This window comes from Paenibacillus sp. JT22N12, assembly GCF_056269365.1.
Genome location: NZ_JBWDNU010000022.1, coordinates 19,805 through 41,202, shown reverse-complemented (window position 1 = coordinate 41,202; position 21,398 = coordinate 19,805). Strand labels below are relative to the sequence as shown.

23 protein-coding genes and 1 other annotated feature are annotated in these 21,398 nt (G+C 47.9%); all 23 genes read left to right on the top strand.

The annotated features are described in order from the left end of the window. The first annotated feature begins 10 nt into the window (after positions 1-10). The 23 genes from rplA to rplN all read left to right on the top strand — a co-directional run bounded on the left by rplA (position 11) and on the right by rplN (position 21,359). Positions 11-703 (top strand): 50S ribosomal protein L1, encoded by a 693-nt coding sequence (gene rplA / locus AC0YOA_RS36345; RefSeq protein ID WP_475790667.1) that lies wholly within the window; start codon positions 11-13, stop codon positions 701-703. A 14-nt stretch (positions 704-717) separates the two neighbouring features. Next, positions 718-881 (top strand) — a sequence feature (ribosomal protein L10 leader region). Between the two features lie 59 nt (positions 882-940). After that, a complete protein-coding gene (gene rplJ / locus AC0YOA_RS36340; RefSeq protein ID WP_210046681.1) occupies positions 941-1,438 on the top strand; it encodes a 50S ribosomal protein L10 in 498 nt (165 codons plus the stop codon). A 73-nt stretch (positions 1,439-1,511) separates the two neighbouring features. Beyond that, positions 1,512-1,874, top strand: coding sequence for a 50S ribosomal protein L7/L12 (gene rplL, locus AC0YOA_RS36335; protein ID WP_210046680.1), 363 nt, complete (start codon positions 1,512-1,514; stop codon positions 1,872-1,874). 101 nt (positions 1,875-1,975) lie between these two features. Further along, a complete protein-coding gene (locus AC0YOA_RS36330; protein ID WP_475790678.1) occupies positions 1,976-2,578 on the top strand; it encodes a class I SAM-dependent methyltransferase in 603 nt (200 codons plus the stop codon). A 422-nt stretch (positions 2,579-3,000) separates the two neighbouring features. Then, a complete protein-coding gene (rpoB, locus tag AC0YOA_RS36325; RefSeq protein ID WP_475772678.1) occupies positions 3,001-6,564 on the top strand; it encodes a DNA-directed RNA polymerase subunit beta in 3,564 nt (1,187 codons plus the stop codon). A gap of 152 nt (positions 6,565-6,716) precedes the next feature. Further along, positions 6,717-10,343, top strand: coding sequence for a DNA-directed RNA polymerase subunit beta' (rpoC, locus tag AC0YOA_RS36320; RefSeq protein ID WP_475790666.1), 3,627 nt, complete (start codon positions 6,717-6,719; stop codon positions 10,341-10,343). Positions 10,344-10,634: 291 nt separating this feature from the next. Then, positions 10,635-10,865, top strand: a complete 231-nt coding sequence (locus AC0YOA_RS36315; protein ID WP_210046677.1) for a ribosomal L7Ae/L30e/S12e/Gadd45 family protein — start codon at positions 10,635-10,637, stop codon at positions 10,863-10,865. A 135-nt stretch (positions 10,866-11,000) separates the two neighbouring features. Continuing rightward, entirely contained in the window at positions 11,001-11,420 is a 420-nt protein-coding gene (gene rpsL, locus AC0YOA_RS36310) for a 30S ribosomal protein S12 (RefSeq protein WP_210046676.1), read from the top strand. A gap of 53 nt (positions 11,421-11,473) precedes the next feature. After that, positions 11,474-11,944, top strand: a complete 471-nt coding sequence (gene rpsG / locus AC0YOA_RS36305) for a 30S ribosomal protein S7 (RefSeq protein ID WP_189000494.1) — start codon at positions 11,474-11,476, stop codon at positions 11,942-11,944. A gap of 29 nt (positions 11,945-11,973) precedes the next feature. Beyond that, a complete protein-coding gene (gene fusA, locus AC0YOA_RS36300) occupies positions 11,974-14,052 on the top strand; it encodes an elongation factor G (RefSeq protein WP_210046675.1) in 2,079 nt (692 codons plus the stop codon). A 126-nt stretch (positions 14,053-14,178) separates the two neighbouring features. Further along, positions 14,179-15,369: an elongation factor Tu gene (gene tuf / locus AC0YOA_RS36295; protein ID WP_210046674.1), complete on the top strand. Its 1,191-nt coding sequence runs from the start codon at positions 14,179-14,181 to the stop codon at positions 15,367-15,369. Positions 15,370-15,769: 400 nt separating this feature from the next. Continuing rightward, positions 15,770-16,078 (top strand): 30S ribosomal protein S10, encoded by a 309-nt coding sequence (gene rpsJ / locus AC0YOA_RS36290; RefSeq protein ID WP_005544556.1) that lies wholly within the window; start codon positions 15,770-15,772, stop codon positions 16,076-16,078. 41 nt (positions 16,079-16,119) lie between these two features. Beyond that, a complete protein-coding gene (gene rplC, locus AC0YOA_RS36285; protein WP_210046673.1) occupies positions 16,120-16,743 on the top strand; it encodes a 50S ribosomal protein L3 in 624 nt (207 codons plus the stop codon). Positions 16,744-16,772: 29 nt separating this feature from the next. Next, the gene (rplD, locus tag AC0YOA_RS36280; protein ID WP_210046672.1) at positions 16,773-17,396 is read left to right on the top strand and encodes a 50S ribosomal protein L4; all 624 of its coding nucleotides are present in this window, start codon (positions 16,773-16,775) and stop codon (positions 17,394-17,396) included. Then, positions 17,396-17,686 (top strand): 50S ribosomal protein L23, encoded by a 291-nt coding sequence (gene rplW / locus AC0YOA_RS36275; RefSeq protein ID WP_210046671.1) that lies wholly within the window; start codon positions 17,396-17,398, stop codon positions 17,684-17,686. The genes rplD and rplW overlap by 1 nt, the downstream gene beginning before the upstream one ends. Positions 17,687-17,758: 72 nt before the next feature. Then, positions 17,759-18,589, top strand: a complete 831-nt coding sequence (gene rplB / locus AC0YOA_RS36270; protein ID WP_475790665.1) for a 50S ribosomal protein L2 — start codon at positions 17,759-17,761, stop codon at positions 18,587-18,589. 67 nt (positions 18,590-18,656) lie between these two features. Further along, positions 18,657-18,938 carry a 30S ribosomal protein S19 gene (gene rpsS, locus AC0YOA_RS36265; RefSeq protein ID WP_189000472.1) on the top strand — a complete coding sequence of 94 codons (282 nt, stop codon included), beginning with the start codon at positions 18,657-18,659 and terminating at the stop codon, positions 18,936-18,938. A 43-nt stretch (positions 18,939-18,981) separates the two neighbouring features. Continuing rightward, the gene (rplV, locus tag AC0YOA_RS36260) at positions 18,982-19,317 is read left to right on the top strand and encodes a 50S ribosomal protein L22 (RefSeq protein ID WP_210046669.1); all 336 of its coding nucleotides are present in this window, start codon (positions 18,982-18,984) and stop codon (positions 19,315-19,317) included. A gap of 13 nt (positions 19,318-19,330) precedes the next feature. Beyond that, positions 19,331-19,999, top strand: a complete 669-nt coding sequence (gene rpsC, locus AC0YOA_RS36255; RefSeq protein ID WP_210046668.1) for a 30S ribosomal protein S3 — start codon at positions 19,331-19,333, stop codon at positions 19,997-19,999. A 3-nt stretch (positions 20,000-20,002) separates the two neighbouring features. Continuing rightward, positions 20,003-20,437: a 50S ribosomal protein L16 gene (rplP, locus tag AC0YOA_RS36250; protein WP_210046667.1), complete on the top strand. Its 435-nt coding sequence runs from the start codon at positions 20,003-20,005 to the stop codon at positions 20,435-20,437. Beyond that, positions 20,427-20,627, top strand: coding sequence for a 50S ribosomal protein L29 (rpmC, locus tag AC0YOA_RS36245; RefSeq protein WP_210046666.1), 201 nt, complete (start codon positions 20,427-20,429; stop codon positions 20,625-20,627). Before rplP ends, rpmC begins: the two co-directional genes overlap by 11 nt. A 56-nt stretch (positions 20,628-20,683) precedes the next feature. After that, complete coding sequence (rpsQ, locus tag AC0YOA_RS36240; RefSeq protein ID WP_189000461.1) at positions 20,684-20,947, top strand: 30S ribosomal protein S17; 264 nt, start codon at positions 20,684-20,686, stop codon at positions 20,945-20,947. 43 nt (positions 20,948-20,990) lie between these two features. Continuing rightward, on the top strand, positions 20,991-21,359 hold the full coding sequence (gene rplN, locus AC0YOA_RS36235) for a 50S ribosomal protein L14 (protein WP_210046665.1): 369 nt from the start codon (positions 20,991-20,993) through the stop codon (positions 21,357-21,359). Positions 21,360-21,398 lie beyond the last annotated feature (39 nt).

The following is a 21,398-nucleotide window of genomic DNA, read 5'->3' as shown; positions in this document are numbered from 1 at the left end:
GAAATTTTCAATGGCTAAGCACGGTAAGAAATACCAAGAAGCTGCCAAGCTGATTGACAGCGAAGCAACCTACGAAGCCTCAGAGGCGATTGATCTCGTTAAAAAGGCGGCGACAGCTAAATTCGATGAGTCTGTTGAAGTTGCTGTTCGTTTGGGTGTAGACCCAAGAAAGCAGGACCAAGCGGTTCGTGGCGTAGTTGTCCTTCCCCATGGTACTGGTAAAACCAAACGTGTGCTTGTTTTCGCAAAAGGCGATAAAGCCAAAGAAGCGGAAGCGGCAGGCGCGGATTTTGTTGGCGATGCTGACATGATCACCAAAATCCAACAAGGCTGGTTCGAATTCGACGTTTGTGTCGCTACTCCGGACATGATGGCTGAGGTTGGTAAACTGGGTCGTATTCTCGGTGGTAAAGGTCTAATGCCTAACCCGAAAGCGGGTACCGTAACGTTTGACGTAACGAAGGCTGTTCAAGAGATCAAAGCCGGTAAAATCGAGTATCGTCTTGATAAAGCAGGTCAAATCCATGCTCCGATCGGTAAAGTATCATTCGACGCAGAGAAGCTGAACGAGAACTTTCGTGCGCTTATCGAAGCGCTGAACCGTGCAAAACCGGCAGCTGCAAAAGGTATTTACCTGAAAAATATTGCTGTTTCCTCGACAATGGGTCCTGGCGCACGCGTTAATGCGTCCGTATACCGCTAAGAGGAGCAACATTTAACAATCGCATACGCATACCGTAGACAGTAGGTGCTGCTGAAGCTTAATTTCCTACCGAGGTGTTATGATAAAAGTGTTTGTTCATTTCAATCTTTTTTTGGATGAAATGTTGACGGACCATCATGGCCTTCGCTATAGCTGCGGGGGCTTTTCTCATGCATCGAGGAAGAAATCCTTCGTTGAAAGCGGGATGCCCGAGAACATAACGGGAGGTGTACGAAAATGGCAAACGTTAAAACTATCGAAAGAAAACAACAATCGGTTAACGAAATCTCGTCGAAACTCCGCGAGTCTTCCTGCACAGTAGTTGCAGATTACCGTGGATTGAACGTGAAGCAAATTACCGAGCTCCGCAAACAGCTTCGCGAAGCGAACATCGAGTTTCAAGTGCTGAAAAATTCGCTTGTGCGTCGTGCTACCGCCGGTGCGGAATTGTCTGAACTGGATGCAGTTCTTACAGGCCCAACCGCTGTTGCATTTAGCAAAGACGATGCAGTTGCTCCTGCTAAGCTGTTGAATGATTTCGCTAAAAAGAATGACGCTTTGAAACTAAAAGGCGGCGTTGTTGAAGGCCAAGTCATGAATGCTGATCAAATCAAAGCGCTGGCGGATCTTCCATCACGCGAAGGTTTGCTCTCCATGCTCCTCAGCGTCCTGCAGGCTCCTATGCGGAACTTCGCCCTTGCGGTTAAAGCAGTGGCAGAGAAGCAAGAAGCGTAAAAAACGGGTCCGGCTCAACCGGGCACAGATATAGGTATTTACAAAAAAACAAAAAACATTTGGAGGTTCAACCATGAGTAAAGAGCAAATCCTGGAAGCCATTAAAGGCATGAACGTTCTTGAACTGAACGATCTCGTTAAAGCAATTGAAGAAGAATTCGGCGTAACTGCTGCTGCACCAGTAGCAATGGGCGGCGGAGCTGCGGTTGCAGAAGTTGCAGAACAAACAGAATTCGACGTTATCCTTAACGGTCCTGGCGCATCCAAAATCAACGTTATCAAAGTCGTTCGCGAAATTACAGGTCTTGGCCTGAAAGAAGCAAAAGATCTTGTTGATAATGCACCAAAAGCAGTTAAAGAAAAAGTAGCAAAAGAAGAAGCCGAAGCGGTTAAAGCGAAGCTTGAAGAAGCAGGCGCTTCCGTAGAAGTGAAGTAGTAGCAAGCTTGTTTATAGCGGCGAACCCCTTGAGGCTTTGGCTTCAAGGGGTTCGTTTTATTGATTAGCAGTACATACAAGCTTTAGAGTGGAGGGATATGATGTCGGATCACTACTTCACACAAACCCCCGATGTCAAACATGATCGCCAGTTCCATGAAACCGTGCTGCGCGGACAAAAACTGAAATTTGTGACAGATGCTGGCGTATTTTCAAAAGGCGCTGTCGATTATGGGAGCCGCGTACTCATTGAGGCGCTTGAACTGGCAAAAAATTCGAGGGTGCTGGATGTGGGCTGCGGTTATGGACCGATTGGATTGTCGGCAGCCAGACTCGCGGATCAGGGACATGTAACAATGATTGATGTGAATGAGCGGGCTGTACAATTGGCAGCAGAGAATGCAAAGCTTAACGCTCTGACCAATGTGACCGTTCTGCAGAGTGATCTGTTCGGGGCGATCTCAGGGCAAATCTTCGATACCATCATCACCAATCCGCCAATCAGAGCCGGCAAAACGGTAGTTCACCGGATATTCGAGGAAGGCGCGCAGCTGCTTGAGCCCGGGGGGGCGATGTGGGTGGTTATTCAAAAAAAGCAAGGAGCACCTTCGGCTGAATTGAAGCTGGAATCCATTTTTGGCAATGTTGAAGAGGTGACGAAAGACAAGGGCTACCGGGTATTTCGGGCAGTCAAAAAAACATAACCAGGCAAGGAAGAATTTGTTGACTTCATTTGCTTGATGTGATATCATTATAAAATGTCAGTATTAAAATGGGCTCTTTCTCTTTAGTCAACTAAAATGTCAAGCGCTATTTTATGAGAGTAAAAGAGCGGTTTTGACATAAATTGTTCACATTTTGGGCAAAATTACTTGATATGAGACTTTCCGTTTTTATACCCGGAAAGCGCCTGACGGAAACATGCTCTTTTTTCGAACTTTCGATAAGGGCTTTTCTTTATTCATTCGAGAAAGTTTGGGGAATTCCTTCTTTCTTGAAAGAAAGTATCACAAGATCGGCGTCTCAAACAAGACGAACGGTCGGTTTTTGCTGGTTTCCAACAGAATTTGCCTGCTGAGCACAGTGATTTATTGAAGGATGTACGTTCACTTTCTGTGAAGCAGACATGAGGGGTGAGGTTAAGTTGGCAGGACAACTTGTTCAGTATGGTCGACGCACGCGCAGAAGCTATGCTCGTATTCGCGAGGTGCTTGAAGTTCCGAACCTGATTGAAATCCAACAAAAATCGTACGAGAAATTTTTGGAGAAAGATCTTCTTGAGCTTTTCCAGGATATCTCGCCGATTCAGGATTTTACAGGTAATTTGATGCTTGAATTCATCGATTACTCGCTGGGCGAGCCGAAATATTCGGTCGATGAATCGAAAGAGCGCGACGTAACCTATGCGGCTCCGCTGCGGGTTAAGGTCCGGCTTATCAACAAGGAAACCGGCGAAGTGAAAGAGCAAGAAGTGTTCATGGGCGATTTTCCGCTGATGACCGAGACAGGAACGTTCATAATCAATGGCGCGGAACGTGTCATCGTCAGTCAATTGGTTCGCTCACCTAGCGTCTACTTCAGCACGAAGGTGGACAAAAACGGTAAGAAAAACTACACGGCTACGGTGATCCCGAACCGCGGAGCATGGCTGGAGCTTGAAACCGACGCGAAGGACATCGTTTATGTCCGTATCGATCGGACCCGGAAGATACCGGTTACGGTTCTTCTTCGCTCGCTGGGCTTTGGAACAGACGCGGAAATCCTGGATTTGCTTGGGCATGACGAATATATTCGCAACACGCTTGATAAAGACAACACCGACTCAACCGAGAAGGCGCTTATCGAAATTTACGAGCGTCTTCGTCCAGGTGAGCCGCCGACACTCGATAATGCCAAGAGTTTGCTGGTAGCTCGTTTCTTTGACCCGAAACGTTATGATTTGGCAAATGTCGGACGTTACAAAATCAACAAAAAGCTTCATATCAAAAACCGTTTGTTTAATCAACGTTTGGCTGAAACGCTTGTAGATCCAACAACGGGAGAGATTCTCGCAGAAACCGGACAAATGATTGACCGGCGTTTGCTTGACGAATTGATTCCTCATTTGGAGAAGAATGTTGGCTTCAAGACTTACCATGTCGCTAATGGTGTGCTTGATGCAGATAGTATTCCTCTACAAACTATAAGTGTATTCTCACCTAATGATGACGGAAAAGTTCTTAAAGTAATTGCCAACGGCTTGATTGACAAAGCCGTCAAGCATATTACGCCGGCCGACATCATTTCGTCGATTAACTACTTTATTGATTTGCTTCACGGAGTTGGCAGCACCGATGATATTGACCATCTGGGTAACCGGCGTTTGCGTTCGGTTGGGGAATTGCTGCAGAATCAGTTCCGCATCGGATTGTCCCGTATGGAACGTGTGGTTCGCGAGCGGATGTCCATCCAGGATGCCAATGCCATTACACCGCAGGCGCTCATCAATATACGTCCTGTTATTGCGTCCATTAAAGAGTTCTTCGGGTCTTCCCAACTGTCGCAATTTATGGATCAGACGAACCCGCTTGCTGAGCTTACGCACAAACGCCGTTTGTCTGCTTTGGGACCCGGCGGTTTGACAAGGGAACGCGCTGGCTTTGAGGTCCGTGACGTTCATAACTCTCACTACGGCCGTATGTGTCCGATCGAGACGCCGGAGGGACCGAACATCGGGTTGATCAACTCCTTGTCGAGCTTTGCCAGAATCAACGAATATGGGTTTATTGAAGCCCCATACCGTTGGGTTGATGCGAAGACGGCTATCGTTACCGAACAGATCGCATATCTGACGGCCGATGAGGAAGACAACTATGTTATCGCTCAGGCGAATGCACAGTTGACCGAAGGCGGTAAATTCGCCGAGGACTCCGTTATTGTGCGCTACAACAAACAGGCTGACAACATCCTGACCATGCCAACCGATCGTGTTGACTATATGGATGTTTCGCCGAAGCAGGTTGTTTCCGTTGCAACGGCTTTGATTCCGTTCCTTGAGAACGATGACTCCAACCGTGCGCTTATGGGATCCAACATGCAGAGGCAAGCCGTTCCGCTTCTCATTCCGAAGTCACCGCTTGTCGGAACAGGAATGGAGCACAAATCCGCCAAGGATTCAGGCGTTTGTATTGTCGCTAAGTATGACGGCGTTATTGAGCGCGTGTCCGCTAACGAGATCTGGCTGCGCCGCGTTGAATTGATTGACGGCAAGCCGGTTACAGGCGATCTGATCAAGCAAAAGCTGCATAAATTTATGCGTTCCAACCAAGGTACCTGCATCAACCAGAGACCGCTTTGCCGCAAAGGCGATATTGTGAAAAAAGGCGATATTCTTGCGGACGGACCTTCAACGGAAATGGGTGAACTCGCGCTTGGACGCAACGTGGTCGTCGCGTTCATGACGTGGGAAGGCTACAACTATGAGGATGCCATCCTGCTCAGCGAGAAGCTGGTTAAAGAAGATGTGTATACTTCGATCCACATTGAAGAATATGAATCGGAAGCCCGCGACACCAAGCTTGGACCGGAAGAAATCACCCGCGATATTCCAAACGTAGGGGAAGAAGCACTCCGCAACCTTGATGAGCGTGGAATCATCCGGGTTGGTGCTGAGATCAGTGCAGGAGACATTCTGGTAGGCAAAGTTACCCCCAAAGGCGTAACGGAGCTTACGGCTGAAGAAAGATTGCTGCACGCGATTTTCGGAGAAAAAGCCCGTGAAGTTCGGGATACCAGCCTTCGGGTGCCGCATGGTACAGATGGTATCGTTGTCGATGTAAAAGTGTTTACCCGTGAAAATGGCGACGAACTGCCGCCTGGCGTTAACCAGCTCGTTCGTGCTTACATTGCCCAGAAACGGAAGATTTCCGAAGGCGATAAAATGGCCGGACGCCATGGTAACAAAGGGGTAATCGCACGTATTCTCCCTGAAGAGGATATGCCGTTCCTGCCGGACGGAACACCGGTAGAGGTTGTTCTTAACCCGCTTGGTGTACCTTCGCGGATGAACATCGGTCAAGTTCTCGAGGTTCATCTTGGCATGGCTTGTAAAATTCTCGGTATGCACGCGGCCACTCCGGTATTTGATGGAGCGCGTGAGGATGATGTATTTAACGCCATGGAAGAAGCCGGCATGCAGCGCAATGGTAAAACCGTGCTTTATGATGGACGCACCGGTGAGGAGTTTGAGCGTGAGGTCACAGTTGGCGTCATGTACATGATCAAGCTGGCTCACATGGTTGACGATAAAATCCATGCCCGTTCAACAGGTCCATACTCGCTGGTTACACAGCAGCCGTTGGGTGGTAAAGCTCAATTCGGCGGACAGCGTTTCGGGGAGATGGAGGTATGGGCGCTTGAGGCATACGGAGCAGCCTATACGCTTCAAGAGATCTTGACCGTCAAGTCCGATGATGTCGTCGGCCGTGTTAAGACTTACGAGTCGATTGTCAAGGGTGAGAATGTGCCGGAGCCAGGCGTTCCGGAATCGTTCAAGGTTCTGATCAAGGAGTTGCAAAGTCTCGGGATGGACGTTAAGATCCTCAGCGAGAACGAGGAAGAGATTGAAATGAAAGAAATGGACGACGAGGATGACGGACAAAGCGATAAGCTGAATCTCAACCTCGAGGGTACGGAAGTTGGCGTGGAGTAACCGTTGATCGGTACGATCGGATAAGATAACAGGCCATTAGCGTCCTCACGGCGTTGCAGAGCCGGACTGCGCGATCAATGCGTAAGTCCGGCTTGAACGGGCAAATTGATTGCGTAACACACAAGTGAATCATGACGAAGGAGGGTTGCTCCTTGTTGGACGTGAACAACTTCGAGTATATGAAAATTGGTTTGGCATCACCGGATAAAATCCGCTCTTGGTCCCGCGGAGAAGTTAAAAAACCGGAAACAATCAACTACAGAACATTGAAGCCTGAGAAAGAAGGGCTGTTCTGCGAGAAAATTTTCGGGCCAACCAAGGACTGGGAATGTCATTGCGGCAAATACAAGCGGGTTCGTTATAAAGGCGTCGTTTGCGATCGCTGCGGCGTTGAAGTAACCCGTGCAAAGGTTCGTCGCGAGCGTATGGGGCATATCGAGCTTGCAGCTCCTGTATCGCATATCTGGTATTTCAAAGGAATTCCAAGCCGCATGGGGCTTGCCTTGGATATGTCTCCTCGTTCACTCGAGGAAATTATCTATTTCGCATCTTATGTTGTAACGGATCCAGGGGATACGCCGCTTGAGAAAAAGCAGCTTCTTTCCGAGAAAGAATACCGCAGCTACCGTGAGAAGTATGGCTATGGATTCCACGCTGGCATGGGTGCGGAAGCTGTCAAAAAGCTGCTTCAGGATATCGATGTCGAACGCGAGCTTGAAACGCTGAAGGAAGATCTTCGTTCGGCACAAGGTCAGCGTCGTAACCGGGCCATTAAACGTCTCGAAGTCATTGAAGCTTTCCGCAACTCCGGCAATATGCCGGAATGGATGATTCTTGATGTTCTTCCGGTTATTCCTCCTGAGCTTCGCCCGATGGTCCAGTTGGATGGCGGACGTTTTGCCACCTCTGACCTTAATGATCTGTACCGTCGCGTTATTAACCGCAACAACCGTCTGAAACGTCTCCTTGACTTGGGTGCGCCTGATATTATCGTGCAAAATGAGAAGAGAATGCTTCAAGAAGCGGTTGATGCGCTGATTGATAATGGCCGTCGCGGCCGTCCGGTAACCGGTCCCGGTAACCGTCCTTTGAAATCGCTCAGCCATATGCTCAAAGGTAAACAAGGCCGTTTCCGTCAGAACTTGCTCGGTAAACGTGTCGATTACTCCGGCCGTTCGGTTATCGTTGTCGGACCAAGCCTGAAAATGTTCCAATGCGGACTTCCCAAGGAAATGGCGCTTGAGCTGTTTAAGCCGTTTGTTATGAAAGAGCTGGTCAATAAAGGCCTGGCTCATAATATCAAAAGTGCCAAACGCAAAGTTGAGCGTGTCAGCCCTGAGGTGTGGGATGTTCTTGAAGAAGTCATCAAGGAGCATCCGGTTCTCTTGAACCGTGCCCCTACGCTTCACCGTTTGGGTATCCAAGCGTTTGAACCGATTCTCGTTGAAGGCCGCGCCATCAAGCTTCATCCACTCGTATGTACCGCGTACAATGCGGATTTCGATGGTGACCAAATGGCTGTTCACGTTCCGCTCTCTGCTGAAGCGCAAGCTGAAGCACGGCTGCTTATGCTGGCATCGGGTAACATTTTGAATCCGAAAGACGGAAAACCGGTTGTAACACCTTCACAGGATATGGTTCTTGGCAGCTACTATTTGACTATGGATAATAAAGAAGCCAAAGGAAGCGGTTCGGTTTTCGCTTCTGTGAACGAAGCGATCTCCTCTTATCAACGGGGAATTGTTTCCCTTCATGCGCGGATCTTTATACCGGTTAAAGTGCTGAACAAGACGATCTTCACCGAAGCGCAGCAGAAATCACTGATTTCCACTACGGTCGGTAAGATTATCTTTAATGAAATATTCCCGGACACGTTCCCCTATATCAACGAGCCGACGAAAGTCAACCTGCTGCAGGGAACGCCTGATCGATATTTTGTTTATGAAAAAGGTACCGATCTGCACAAATTCATGGAAGAAGTTCCACAGATGGGCGCTGTCGGTAAAGAGTATCTTGGTTTGATTATTGCTGAATGCTTCAGACAGTATCACACCACCAAAACATCGGTAACGCTTGACCGGATCAAAGAACTCGGATTTACGTATTCAACTCGTGCAGGGATTACGGTTGCGGTATCTGACGTTATCGTTCCTGAAGAGAAGAAAGCGATTCTCGCCGATTCGGAAGAGAAAGTCAAGGTTGTATCGAATCAGTATCGTCGTGGTTTGATTACGAACGAAGAGCGGTATGACCGAGTTATTGAAATTTGGAGCAAAACGAAGGATACCATCACGGATGTTCTCATGAAATCAATGGACCGCTACAATTCCATTATGCTCATGGTGGACTCCAAGGCCCGGGGTAATAAATCACAAATCACCCAATTGGGCGGGATGCGGGGGCTGATGGCGAATCCATCGGGACGTATCATTGAGCTTCCGATCAAATCGAATTTCCGTGAAGGACTTACTGTTCTCGAGTACTTTATCTCGACTCACGGAGCGCGTAAAGGTCTTGCCGATACAGCACTTCGTACGGCTGACTCGGGTTACTTGACCCGTCGTTTGGTTGACGTCGCACAGGATGTTATCGTTCGTGAGGATGACTGTGGGACGGATAAAGGATTTACCGTCAGCAAAATTCAAGACGGTAAAGAGGTTATCGAGGATCTGTACGACCGTATTGAAGGACGTTACTCCTTCGAAACTGTCCGCAATCCATCTACAGGCGAAGTCATCCTGAATCGCAACGAATTGATTGATTCCAACAAAGCGGAGGAAATTATTGCCGCTGGAGTTGAAAAACTGCAAATTCGTTCAGTTCTAAGCTGCCGCGCCCGTCACGGTGTATGCAAAATTTGTTACGGACGCAACTTGGCAACAGGTAAGTTTGTTGAGATCGGGGAAGCTGTAGGAATCATCGCAGCTCAATCTATCGGTGAGCCAGGAACGCAGCTGACGATGCGTACCTTCCATACCGGTGGTGTTGCCGGTGATGATATTACACAAGGTTTGCCGCGTATCCAGGAGTTGTTTGAGGCTCGTAACCCTAAAGGTCAAGCGATTATTTCCGAGCTCGACGGTGTTATCAAAGACATCCGCGAGACAAAAGATCGTCGTGAGATTGAAGTGCAGGGTGAAGCAGAATCCAAAGTCTATGCAGTCACGTATGGTTCCCGTATCCGCGTTGCCAAAGGCAAGCATATTGAAGCGGGAGACGAGCTGACAGATGGTTCGATCGATCCTAAAGATATGCTTCGCATCAAAGGTATCCGCGGCGTGCAGAACTACATTCTGCAAGAGGTTCAACGTGTTTATCGGAACCAGGGTGTTGAGATCAACGATAAACATATTGAGGTTATGATCAAGCAGATGCTGCGTAAAATTCGTATTGTCGATGCAGGTGAGACTACTTTGCTCCCTGGTGCATTCGTCGATATTCACGAATACGAAGCAGCTAACCGTGATGCCTTGCTTTCTGGCCGCGAGCCTGCTGTTGCAAAGCCAGTTCTGCTCGGTATTACCAAAGCATCGCTTGAGACAGATTCCTTCTTGTCCGCCGCTTCCTTCCAGGAAACCACTCGTGTCCTGACAGATGCCGCGATAAAGGGAAAAGTGGATCAGCTGCTTGGCCTGAAAGAGAATGTTATTATCGGTAAGCTGATTCCGGCAGGTACTGGGATGCAGCGCTATCGGGGCATTCGGCTTAAAGGTTACGATGATGATATCGAAACTGCAATCGAAAAAACTGAGGATGAGATCGTACCGGTTGAGTCGTAATATTCAACCGCTGCGGGATACAAACTACACAAATATGTTTGAAGTAGGGCTGACGGTGGCATCGCCGATTGGACGGTGCCACCGTCGCTTTTTGCCCTATTTTATTCCAAAGGATCGATGTCTGAAGCGTTCTGCGAAATATGCTGCTAGTTGCTTGACATAAAGCAGCTTGAAGTGCTAATATGTCGTAGTGTGCCTACTTGCATAACCCCTGTATTTGAACCATACCGATTTTGTGTTATCTCTTAAATGAGTATCGCAATTTGGTTTGGCTTGGAAGGACGGGATACGATGCAATTTATAATCGGCAGTAAACAGACGACTAAGATGGTGGAGCAAGGCAAAGCCGTTCTTGTCTATGTTGCGCAAGATACAGATCCACGAATGAAGGATGATATTGTACGGCTTTGTACGACGGCAGGCGTGCCTATCTCATGGGTGGACACGATGAAGGGTCTCGGGGAAACCTGCGGCATTGAAGTCGGCGCTGCAATGGCGGCAGTAGTACCAGAAATTGAATAAGGAAATAACGTTTTTGCCCGAAAGCTGTGCGGCAAGAACTTTCATTTGTTTCTTTATGAACCGCCTGGATCTGTGGGCTTAGAATAAGCCGAAATATTCTAATCTGCTTTATTATTTTGGGAAGGAGGTGGCAGCATGCCAACAATTAATCAACTAGTCCGCAAGGGCCGCGAAGCGAAGGTCGTTAAATCGAAATCGCCGGCACTTCAAAGAGGATTCAATGCACTGAAACGTGAAGAAACAAACATAAGCGCGCCTCAAAAACGTGGTGTATGTACACGTGTCGGTACAATGACACCAAAAAAACCGAACTCTGCACTTCGTAAATATGCACGTGTGCGTTTGACGAACCGCGTAGAGATCACGGCTTACATCGGTGGTATCGGTCACAACTTGCAGGAGCATAGCGTCGTATTGGTTCGTGGCGGCCGGGTTAAAGATCTACCGGGGGTACGTTATCATATCGTTCGCGGAGCGCTCGATACTGCAGGGGTTAACAACCGGAAGCAAGCTCGTTCCAAATATGGCACGAAGCGCGCGAAAGTAAAAAAATAAGATTGATTTATGAATGTTATTTCATGAATACTTGAAGAAAGGGGGATCTGCATATGCCACGCAAAGGTCCAGTTACAAAACGTGACGTTTTACCGGATCCGCTATATAACAGCAAGCTGGTAACTCGTTTAATTAACCGTATTATGCTTGATGGTAAACGTGGAGTTGCCGCAACCATTCTGTATGATGCATTCAAACTTATCAACGAACGCACAGGTTCGGAACCGATGGAAGTTTTCGAAGCGGCCATCAAAAATATCATGCCTGTTCTTGAAGTTAAAGCCCGCCGTGTTGGTGGTTCTAACTATCAAGTACCGATTGAGGTTAAACCAGAGCGTCGTACAGCGCTTGGTCTCCGTTGGCTCGTGAACTACTCACGCAACCGCGGCGAGAAAACGATGGAAGAACGTCTGGCTGCTGAAATCATCGATGCATCGAACAATACAGGTGCGTCCGTGAAGAAGCGCGAAGATACACACAAAATGGCTGAAGCGAATAAAGCATTCGCCCACTACCGTTGGTAGGATTCGCATAATCGGAAGGAGACGAAATCATGGCAAGAGAGTTCTCCTTGAAAAATACGCGTAATATTGGGATCATGGCGCATATTGATGCCGGTAAAACAACCACGACAGAGCGGATCCTGTTCTACACAGGCCGTACCCACAAAATCGGTGAAGTGCACGAAGGTGCAGCAACGATGGACTGGATGGAGCAGGAACAGGAGCGCGGAATTACGATTACTTCCGCTGCTACAACTGCACAATGGCATGGTCACCGCATCAATATTATCGACACCCCGGGACACGTTGACTTCACAGTTGAGGTTGAACGTTCCCTTCGTGTATTGGACGGGGCCGTAGGGGTTTTCAGTGCGAAAGAAGGCGTTGAGCCGCAGTCCGAAACGGTATGGCGTCAAGCTGACCGCTACAATGTACCGCGGATTGCATATGTCAACAAAATGGATATTATCGGCGCAGACTTTTTGAATGTTATCAGAGATATGCGTCTTCGTCTCAACGCAAATGCCGTCGCTATTCAACTGCCAATCGGTGCGGAGAATGACTTTATCGGCGTAATCGACTTGATTGAACGTGTCGCTTACACATATAAAGACGATCTCGGTAAAGATCCGGAGCAAGTTGAAATCCCGGCAGCATACAAGGATCAAGTTGAAGAACTTCGTCTGGAACTCGTTGAGAAAATCGCCGAGCTTGATGAAGAGCTCACGATGAAATACCTCGAGGGCGAAGAAATCAGCGTTGCCGAGTTGAAAGCGACATTGCGCAAAGGTGTTTGCGAAGTGAAGATTTTCCCGGTAATCTGCGGTTCCTCTTACCGTAACAAAGGCGTTCAATTAATGCTTGATGCCGTTGTCGACTATCTGCCAGCTCCTATCGATGTACCTGATATCAAGGGTCACCTTGAAGATGGAACCGAGACAGTTCGCAGGTCTGCAGATGATGAGCCTTTTGCAGCATTGGCGTTCAAAATCATGACTGACCCATTCGTAGGTAAACTGACGTTCTTCCGCGTATATTCCGGCGTTCTTAATTCCGGATCGTATGTTGTGAATGCAACGAAAGGCAAACGCGAACGGATCGGCCGTATTCTTCAGATGCATGCTAATGCCCGTCAAGAGATCAGCGAAGTTTACTCCGGTGACATTGCGGCTGCAGTAGGTCTGAAAGATACAACAACCGGCGATACGCTTTGTGATGAGAAAAACCCTGTTATTCTGGAGTCGATGAACTTCCCTGAGCCGGTTATCCAGCTTGCGGTTGAACCAAAGACAAAGGCTGACCAAGATAAAATGGGTATCGCTCTTCAGAAGCTGTCCGAGGAAGATCCTACGTTCCGTGCACATACGGACGAAGAGACCGGCCAAACGATTATAGCAGGTATGGGTGAGCTTCACCTTGAAATTCTTGTAGACCGTATGCTTCGTGAATTCAAAGTCGAAACGAATGTCGGTAAACCGCAAGTTGCTTACCGTGAAACCTTCAAAACGCCTGCAAGGGTAGAAGGTAAATTCGTTCGTCAATCCGGTGGCCGCGGTCAATACGGACATTGCTGGGTTGAATTCTCGCCGCTTGAGCCAGGAACAGGCTTTATCTTTGAAAACAAAACCGTCGGTGGTTCCATTCCGCGGGAATATATTGGCCCTGTTCAAGCCGGTATCGAAGAAACAATGAAGAGCGGTGTTCTTGCAGGCTTCCCGCTTGTTGACATCAAAGCTGTTGTCGTCGACGGTTCTTACCATGACGTTGACTCCTCGGAGATGGCGTTCAAAATTGCCGGATCGATGGCGCTTAAAGCAGCCAAGGACAAATGTAGTCCTGTTCTGCTTGAGCCAATCATGAAGGTTGAAGTAACCGTTCCTGAAGAATACATGGGCGATGTTATGGGTATGCTTAGCTCCCGTCGCGGCCGTATCGAAGGATCGGATGCCCGTCACGGCGCGCTCATCATCCGTGCCAAGGTGCCTCTATCCGAAATGTTTGGATATTCCACAACATTGCGTTCAGGAACACAAGGCCGTGGTGTTTTCTCCATGGAGCTTTCGCACTATGAAGAAGTACCAAGATCAATTTCGGAAGAGATCATCTCCAAATCCAAAGGCGCATCCTAGTAGGATCGCTTTTACAACTTAAGTCTTACAAGTTGTACTTTGGCCAAATGATGACCTGCCCAATAGGCTCGCTCATTATGGCCGATCACATATACAATCTTTTCATATTAAGGAGGAATTAGTTCAATGGCTAAGGCAAAATTTGAACGTAATAAACCGCACGTTAATATCGGTACAATCGGTCACGTTGACCATGGTAAAACAACGCTGACAGCAGCCATCACGACCGTTCTTTCCAAAAAATATGGTGGTGCAGCAATTGCATTTGACCAAATCGACAAAGCACCGGAAGAGCGCGAGCGCGGTATCACAATCTCCACAGCTCACGTTGAGTATGAAACGCCAGCTCGTCACTATGCTCACGTTGACTGTCCTGGACATGCCGACTATGTTAAGAACATGATCACAGGTGCTGCACAAATGGATGGAGCGATCCTCGTTGTATCCGCATCTGATGGTCCAATGCCGCAAACGCGCGAGCACATTCTGCTCTCCCGCCAAGTAGGCGTTCCTTACATCGTTGTTTTCCTGAACAAATGCGATATGGTTGAAGACGAAGAGCTGCTGGAGCTTGTTGAGATGGAAGTTCGCGACCTGCTCAATGAATATGAGTTCCCAGGCGACGACACGCCGATTATCCGCGGTGCTGCTCGTGAAGCTCTGCAAAACCCAGAAGGTCCATGGGCTGACAAAATCATCGAACTGTTCGAGCAAGTTGACACGTACATCCCGACTCCTGAGCGTGACGTTTCCAAACCGTTCCTTATGCCGGTTGAGGATGTATTCACAATCACAGGCCGTGGTACAGTTGCAACTGGCCGTGTAGAGCGTGGCGTTGTTAAAGTATCTGATGAGGTTGAAATCATCGGACTTGCTGAAGAAAGCCGCAAATGTGTTGTTACGGGCGTAGAAATGTTCCGTAAACTGCTTGACTCTGCTCAAGCTGGTGACAACATCGGCGCATTGCTTCGTGGTGTTGAGCGTAAAGATATCGAGCGCGGACAAGTACTGGCTAAACCGGGTTCGGTTAAGCCACACACAAACTTCACTGCTCAAATCTACGTTCTTACTAAAGAAGAGGGTGGCCGTCACAAACCTTTCTTCACTGGTTACCGTCCACAGTTCTACTTCCGTACAACGGACGTAACTGGCATCATCAACCTGCCAGAAGGAACTGAAATGGTTATGCCTGGCGACAACATCACCGTTACGGTTGAGCTGATTGCTCCAATCGCTCTGGAAGATGGAACTCGTTTCTCGATCCGTGAAGGTGGCCGTACTGTAGGCGCCGGCGCAGTAGCAAGCATCCAAAAATAAGACGATGCGGCATTAGCCGCAAGTCTTGGATCAAGCCCTCACCTCGGTGGGGGCTTTTTTATATCAATTATCTACAGGTGAGTAATTAATGAACTATAGAATATCAAAGAGGCACAATGATGAATGTGTTAGCTTGAAATTAGGAGATTGAATCGTAAATCCCTCCAATTAAGATGTATATTATAGAAGAAACCCAACTGATTGAAATATGTCTGCAATTTACTAAAAATAATGTTGCATTCGCCTAACGATTCAGATATAATAGTGAACGTTGGTCTGCGACGTTGCGATGATGCGAGAGGTTGCCGACACACACGGCTCCTTTGCCATGAGGGGCGTGCCGGGTTTTTCTCGTGGAGTATGTCCGATACTAAATTGGGCGATAGAAGGAGGGACTTATATGGCAAAGCAAAAGATTCGTATACGCTTGAAAGCGTACGATCACAGGATTCTTGACCAGTCTGCGGAGAAAATCGTAGAAACTGCGAAACGTTCCGGGGCAGGTGTATCTGGGCCGATTCCGCTTCCGACAGAGAAGCAAATCATCACCATTCTGCGTGCGGTACACAAGTACAAGGATTCAAGGGAGCAATTCGAAATGCGCACTCACAAGCGTTTGATCGATATTGTTAACCCAACGCCGCAAACGGTCGATGCATTGATGCGCTTAGATCTGCCATCCGGTGTCGATATTGAAATTAAACTGTAATTTTTGCATAACGGAAACAAGAGAGGAAATGAGGTGTCAACATGAAAGGTATCTTAGGTAAAAAACTTGGTATGACGCAAGTGTTTACTCCTGAAGGTAACGTAATCGCGGTTACGGTTATCGAAGCAGGACCTTGTGTTGTTCTACAGAAGAAAGACCAAGAAAATGACGGCTACGAAGCGGTACAACTTGGTTTCTCAGACAAGAAAGAAAAAAGAGCGACTAAGCCGGAAATCGGCCACGCTAAAAAAGCCGATTCGGCTCCTAAGCGCTACGTTCGTGAAATTCGCGGCATTACCATTGGCGAATATGAAGTTGGCCAACAGTTGAAAGCTGACTTGTTCGCTGAGGGCGAATTTGTTGACGTAACAGGTATTTCAAAGGGTAAAGGATTCCAAGGTAACATCAAACGTTGGGGCCAAACCCGCGGTCCAATGGCTCACGGATCGCGTTACCATCGTGGACCGGGTTCGATGGGTTCGATTCAAGCGAACCGCGTACCAAAGGGCAAACGCCTTCCAGGTCACATGGGACATGAAACGATCACGATTCAGAATCTTGAAGTCGTGCGCGTTGATGCCGAACGCAATGTACTGCTCATTAAAGGTTCCATTCCGGGCCCTAAAAATAGCTTTGTAAAAGTAAAACTCACGGTTAAGAAATAAATAACCCTTTAAGAAAGGAGGAACATGAAATGCCGAAAGTAGCAATTTTTAGCGTGAACGGTTCACAAGTTGGCGATATCGAATTATCCGAAACGATATTCGGAATCAAGCCAAACGTTCACGTCCTGCATAGTGCGGTACTGCTTCAGCAAGCTTCGGTTCGCAGAGGCACGCATAAGACGAAAGGCCGCTCGGAAGTGCGTGGCGGCGGTCGTAAGCCTTGGAAACAAAAAGGTACGGGCCGTGCGCGTCAAGGTAGCACACGCTCACCACAATGGGTAGGCGGTGGAACGGTTTTCGGGCCGACTCCTCGCAGCTACAGCTTCAAACTGCCGAAGAAAGTTCGTCGTCTGGCGATCAAATCGGCTCTATCTTCGAAAGTAATCGACAATGATATCATTGTTCTGGATCAATTGGCGTTTGCTCAACCGAAGACAAAGGAATTCACAACGATTCTTGGCAACCTCAAGGTAGCTCGTAAAGCACTTGTTGTAACAGCTAACTACGAAGACAATGTTGCATTGTCTGCCCGTAACATTCCGGGCATCAAATTCGTTGCAGCCGATGGCATTAATGTTCTGGATGTCATGACTTATGACAAACTGATTATTACCAAAGAGGCAGTTGAGAAAGTACAGGAGGTGCTTGCGTAATGAAAAATCCTCGCGATCTTATCAAGCGCCCGATTATCACGGAACAAACAAGTGACTTTATGGCAAATAAACGTTATGTTTTCGAAGTGGATATCCGCGCTAACAAAACAGAAATCAAAGATGCCATCCAACAAATTTTCAAAGTTAAAGTTACAAGTGTTAACACTATGCGCGTTCCGGGTAAACCGAAACGTCAAGGTCGCCACAGCGGATACACATCCGAGTGGAAAAAAGCTATCGTGCAATTGAGCGCGGAAAGCAATGAACTGGAATTTTTTGAATCGGTATAAGCCAATTGCTGAGGCTAGTAGTCCTCGGGCAATCAGCTTTGCCGTAAGATAACGGTTAAGGAGGGAATCGAAGTGCCAGTTAAGAAGTATAAACCGACATCTCCAGCTCGTCGTGCTATGTCCGTATCGACGTTCGAAGAAATCACGACAAGCACACCGGAGAAATCGTTGCTTGCTCCGCTTTTCAAAAAAGCCGGACGCAATAATCAAGGTAAAATTACGGTTCGTCACCATGGTGGCGGCCATAAACGTAAATACCGGATTATCGACTTTAAGCGCAACAAAGATGGTGTAATAGGTAATGTTGCGACGATCGAATACGATCCGAACCGTACCTCGAACATAGCACTTATCCACTATGCGGATGGTGCAAAAAGCTACATTATCGCTCCAAAAGGTCTGAAAGTCGGCTCGCAAATCGTGTCCGGCGCAGATGCAGATATCAAAGTCGGTAACGCATTGCCGCTGGAGAACATTCCGGTTGGTACGGTTATCCACAATATCGAGATGAAGCCTGGCAAAGGCGGACAGCTGGTTCGTGCTGCTGGAACAGAAGCTCAACTTCTTGGTAAAGAGGAAAGCTATGCGGTTATCCGTTTGTCCTCTGGTGAAGTTCGCCGTATTCTGAAAACCTGCCGTGCAACAATCGGATCTGTTGGCAACGAGGATCACGAGCTCGTGAAAATCGGTAAAGCCGGCCGTTCCCGTTGGCTGGGCAAACGCCCTGAAGTTCGTGGTGTTGTTATGAACCCGAACGATCACCCGCATGGTGGTGGTGAAGGCCGTGCGCCAATCGGACGTAAATCGCCAATGTCTCCATGGGGCAAACCAACCCTTGGCTACAAAACGCGTAAGAAGAAAAAAGCATCGAGCCAATACATTGTTCGTCGTCGTACGAAGTAATAGGTGCATGAGCGCCGCCGCGTGACGCGCTGCGTCACGCAAAGCCAGCGTGAAGGGAGGATCATCTATGGGTCGCAGTTTGAAGAAGGGTCCGTTTATCGACGGCTACCTGCTGAAAAAAGTTGAAGTGCTAAATGAGGCGGACAAGAAGACGGTTGTTAAAACCTGGTCTCGCCGTTCAACCATTTTCCCTCAATTCATCGGTCATACATTCGCTGTTTATGACGGTCGTAAGCATGTACCGGTTTATGTAACGGAAGATATGGTTGGTCACAAACTCGGTGAGTTCGCGCCGACACGTGTATACAAAGGACATGGTGACGACGACAAGAAGACAGGCCGTCGTTAATCAATAACAAGTTTCGAATGAACGATCGAGAGGAGGTTCAACGATGCAAGAAGCTAAAGCGAGCGCTAACCACGTCCGCATTGCACCTCGCAAAGCACAGCTGGTTGTGGATTTGATTCGCGGCAAGCAAGTCGGCGAAGCAATCGCGATTTTGCGCCATACGCCAAGATCCGCTTCCCCAATCGTGGAGAAGCTGCTTAACTCCGCTATTGCAAATGCGGAACACAATTACCAATTGGATATAAACAAGCTGGTCGTTGCTCAGGTTTTTGTAAACCAAGGACCAACAATGAAACGTTTCCGTCCGCGCGCCATGGGTCGTGCAAGTCGGATTAATAAAAGAACCAGCCACATTACTTTGGTGGTATCCGAAAAATAAGGAGGGACAACGTGTGGGACAAAAGGTAAATCCGGTTGGTCTACGTATCGGTATTATCCGTGACTGGGAATCCAAATGGTTCGCAGGCAAGGATTTCGGCGAGCTGCTTATGGAAGATGTCAAAATCCGTGAGTATCTCAAGAACAAATTGAGAGATGCGGCTGTATCCCGCTTTGAAATCGAGCGTGCTGCAAATCGCGTTAACGTAACAATCTATACAGCCAAGCCTGGTATGGTTATTGGTAAAGGCGGTTCCGAGGTTGAAAACCTTCGCTCCGAGCTTGCTAAAATCTCCAAAGGCAAAAAAGTACACATCAACATTTCTGAAATCAAGCATCCGGAGCTGGACGCAATTCTTGTTGCTGAAAGCATTGCTCAACAGCTTGAGCGTCGTGTATCGTTCCGTCGTGCTATGAAACAATCCATTCAACGGACTATTCGTTCCGGAGCAAAAGGAATTAAAACAGCAGTCAGCGGTCGTCTGGGCGGTGCGGAAATCGCGCGTTCGGAAGGATACAGCGAAGGCACAGTGCCGCTTCATACGCTTCGTGCCGATATTGACTACGGTACAGCTGAAGCACATACCACTTACGGCCTCATTGGCGTAAAAGTATGGATCTATCGTGGCGAAGTCCTTCCTACGAAGAAGAAAGCTGCTGCTCCCCAGGAAGGAGGCAACTAATCAATGTTGGTGCCAAAACGTGTCAAACACCGTAAACAACAACGTGGTCACATGAAAGGTCGCGCTAAAGGCGGTACTGAAGTTCATTTCGGTGAATTCGGCCTCCAAGCGCTGGAGCCATCATGGATTACCAACCGTCAAATCGAAGCTGCCCGTATTGCAATGACTCGTTATATCAAACGTGGCGGTAAAGTTTGGATTAAAATTTTCCCTGCTAAGCCAATTACACAAAAGCCGCTTGAAGTTCGGATGGGTAGCGGTAAAGGTAACGTTGAGAAGTGGGTAGCTGTTGTAAAACCAGGCAAAGTATTGTTTGAACTTGCAGGTGTTTCGGAAGAAATCGCTCGCGAAGCAATGCGTCTTGCCGCTCACAAGCTTCCAATCAAAACGAAGTTCGTGAAACGTGAAGAAGTGGGTGGTGAAGCAAATGAAAGCTAATGAATTTCGCAACCTAACCTCTGCTGAGCTTGAACAAAAAGTGAATGGTTTTAAAGAGGAGCTTTTTAACCTTCGTTTTCAGTTGGCCACTGGTCAATTGGAAAACCCGACACGTATTCGTGATGTGCGGAAGGATATCGCTCGTGCCAAAACCATTCTTCATGAAAGAGAACTCGGAATTAGCAGCTAACTGCTCCTATCCCGGGAACGATATGCAGGTTCTATCGTAAGAAAGGAGGATGAACAATGAGCGAACGTAATGCGCGCAAAGTTCAAATCGGAAAAGTCGTGAGCGACAAAATGGATAAAACCATCGTGATTGCTGTAGAAACCTACAAAAAGCATGATCTTTACCATAAACGCATCAAATACACGAAGAAATTCAAAGCACATGATGAGAACAACCAAGCTAAGATTGGCGATACTGTCAAGGTTATGGAGACTCGTCCGCTTTCAAAAGACAAACGGTTCCGCCTTGTCGAAATCGTTGAAGCAGCTATTATTTTGTAAAAATGCTTGTTTTTAAGCATTTGGACGGAAGGAGGACGTTGAAATGATTCAACCATTTACGCGTTTGGCCGTTGCTGACAACTCTGGCGCGAAAGAATTGATGTGCATTCGTGTACTGGGCGGTACTGGGCGTCGTGTAGGCCATATCGGCGATTTGATCGTTTGTTCCGTTAAACAAGCAACACCAGGTGGCGTTGTCAAAAAAGGTGATGTTGTTAAAGCGGTTATCGTACGTACGAAGCGTGCGGTTCGCCGTAAAGACGGTTCATACATCTCATTTGATGAGAATGCAGCGGTTATCGTAAAGGAAGACAAAAGCCCGCGCGGTACACGTATTTTCGGACCAGTTGCTCGTGAACTTCGCGATCGTGACTTTATGAAAATCGTATCGCTTGCACCGGAAGTTATCTAAGAAATCATCTTGCGAACTATACGCAAGAATGCAGGAGGT

What these genes read in the sequence shown, in the direction of transcription:
- rplA (WP_475790667.1), top strand. Translation starts at nt 11, where the DNA reads ATGGCTAAGCACGGTAAGAAATACCAAGAAGCTGCCAAGCTGATTGAC.
- rplJ (WP_210046681.1), top strand. Translation starts at nt 941, where the DNA reads ATGGCAAACGTTAAAACTATCGAAAGAAAACAACAATCGGTTAACGAA.
- rplL (WP_210046680.1), top strand. Translation starts at nt 1,512, where the DNA reads ATGAGTAAAGAGCAAATCCTGGAAGCCATTAAAGGCATGAACGTTCTT.
- AC0YOA_RS36330 (WP_475790678.1), top strand. Translation starts at nt 1,976, where the DNA reads ATGTCGGATCACTACTTCACACAAACCCCCGATGTCAAACATGATCGC.
- rpoB (WP_475772678.1), top strand. Translation starts at nt 3,001, where the DNA reads ATGAGGGGTGAGGTTAAGTTGGCAGGACAACTTGTTCAGTATGGTCGA.
- AC0YOA_RS36315 (WP_210046677.1), top strand. Translation starts at nt 10,635, where the DNA reads ATGCAATTTATAATCGGCAGTAAACAGACGACTAAGATGGTGGAGCAA.
- rpsL (WP_210046676.1), top strand. Translation starts at nt 11,001, where the DNA reads ATGCCAACAATTAATCAACTAGTCCGCAAGGGCCGCGAAGCGAAGGTC.
- rpsG (WP_189000494.1), top strand. Translation starts at nt 11,474, where the DNA reads ATGCCACGCAAAGGTCCAGTTACAAAACGTGACGTTTTACCGGATCCG.
- fusA (WP_210046675.1), top strand. Translation starts at nt 11,974, where the DNA reads ATGGCAAGAGAGTTCTCCTTGAAAAATACGCGTAATATTGGGATCATG.
- tuf (WP_210046674.1), top strand. Translation starts at nt 14,179, where the DNA reads ATGGCTAAGGCAAAATTTGAACGTAATAAACCGCACGTTAATATCGGT.
- rpsJ (WP_005544556.1), top strand. Translation starts at nt 15,770, where the DNA reads ATGGCAAAGCAAAAGATTCGTATACGCTTGAAAGCGTACGATCACAGG.
- rplC (WP_210046673.1), top strand. Translation starts at nt 16,120, where the DNA reads ATGAAAGGTATCTTAGGTAAAAAACTTGGTATGACGCAAGTGTTTACT.
- rplD (WP_210046672.1), top strand. Translation starts at nt 16,773, where the DNA reads ATGCCGAAAGTAGCAATTTTTAGCGTGAACGGTTCACAAGTTGGCGAT.
- rplW (WP_210046671.1), top strand. Translation starts at nt 17,396, where the DNA reads ATGAAAAATCCTCGCGATCTTATCAAGCGCCCGATTATCACGGAACAA.
- rpsS (WP_189000472.1), top strand. Translation starts at nt 18,657, where the DNA reads ATGGGTCGCAGTTTGAAGAAGGGTCCGTTTATCGACGGCTACCTGCTG.
- rplV (WP_210046669.1), top strand. Translation starts at nt 18,982, where the DNA reads ATGCAAGAAGCTAAAGCGAGCGCTAACCACGTCCGCATTGCACCTCGC.
- rplP (WP_210046667.1), top strand. Translation starts at nt 20,003, where the DNA reads ATGTTGGTGCCAAAACGTGTCAAACACCGTAAACAACAACGTGGTCAC.
- rpmC (WP_210046666.1), top strand. Translation starts at nt 20,427, where the DNA reads ATGAAAGCTAATGAATTTCGCAACCTAACCTCTGCTGAGCTTGAACAA.
- rpsQ (WP_189000461.1), top strand. Translation starts at nt 20,684, where the DNA reads ATGAGCGAACGTAATGCGCGCAAAGTTCAAATCGGAAAAGTCGTGAGC.
- rplN (WP_210046665.1), top strand. Translation starts at nt 20,991, where the DNA reads ATGATTCAACCATTTACGCGTTTGGCCGTTGCTGACAACTCTGGCGCG.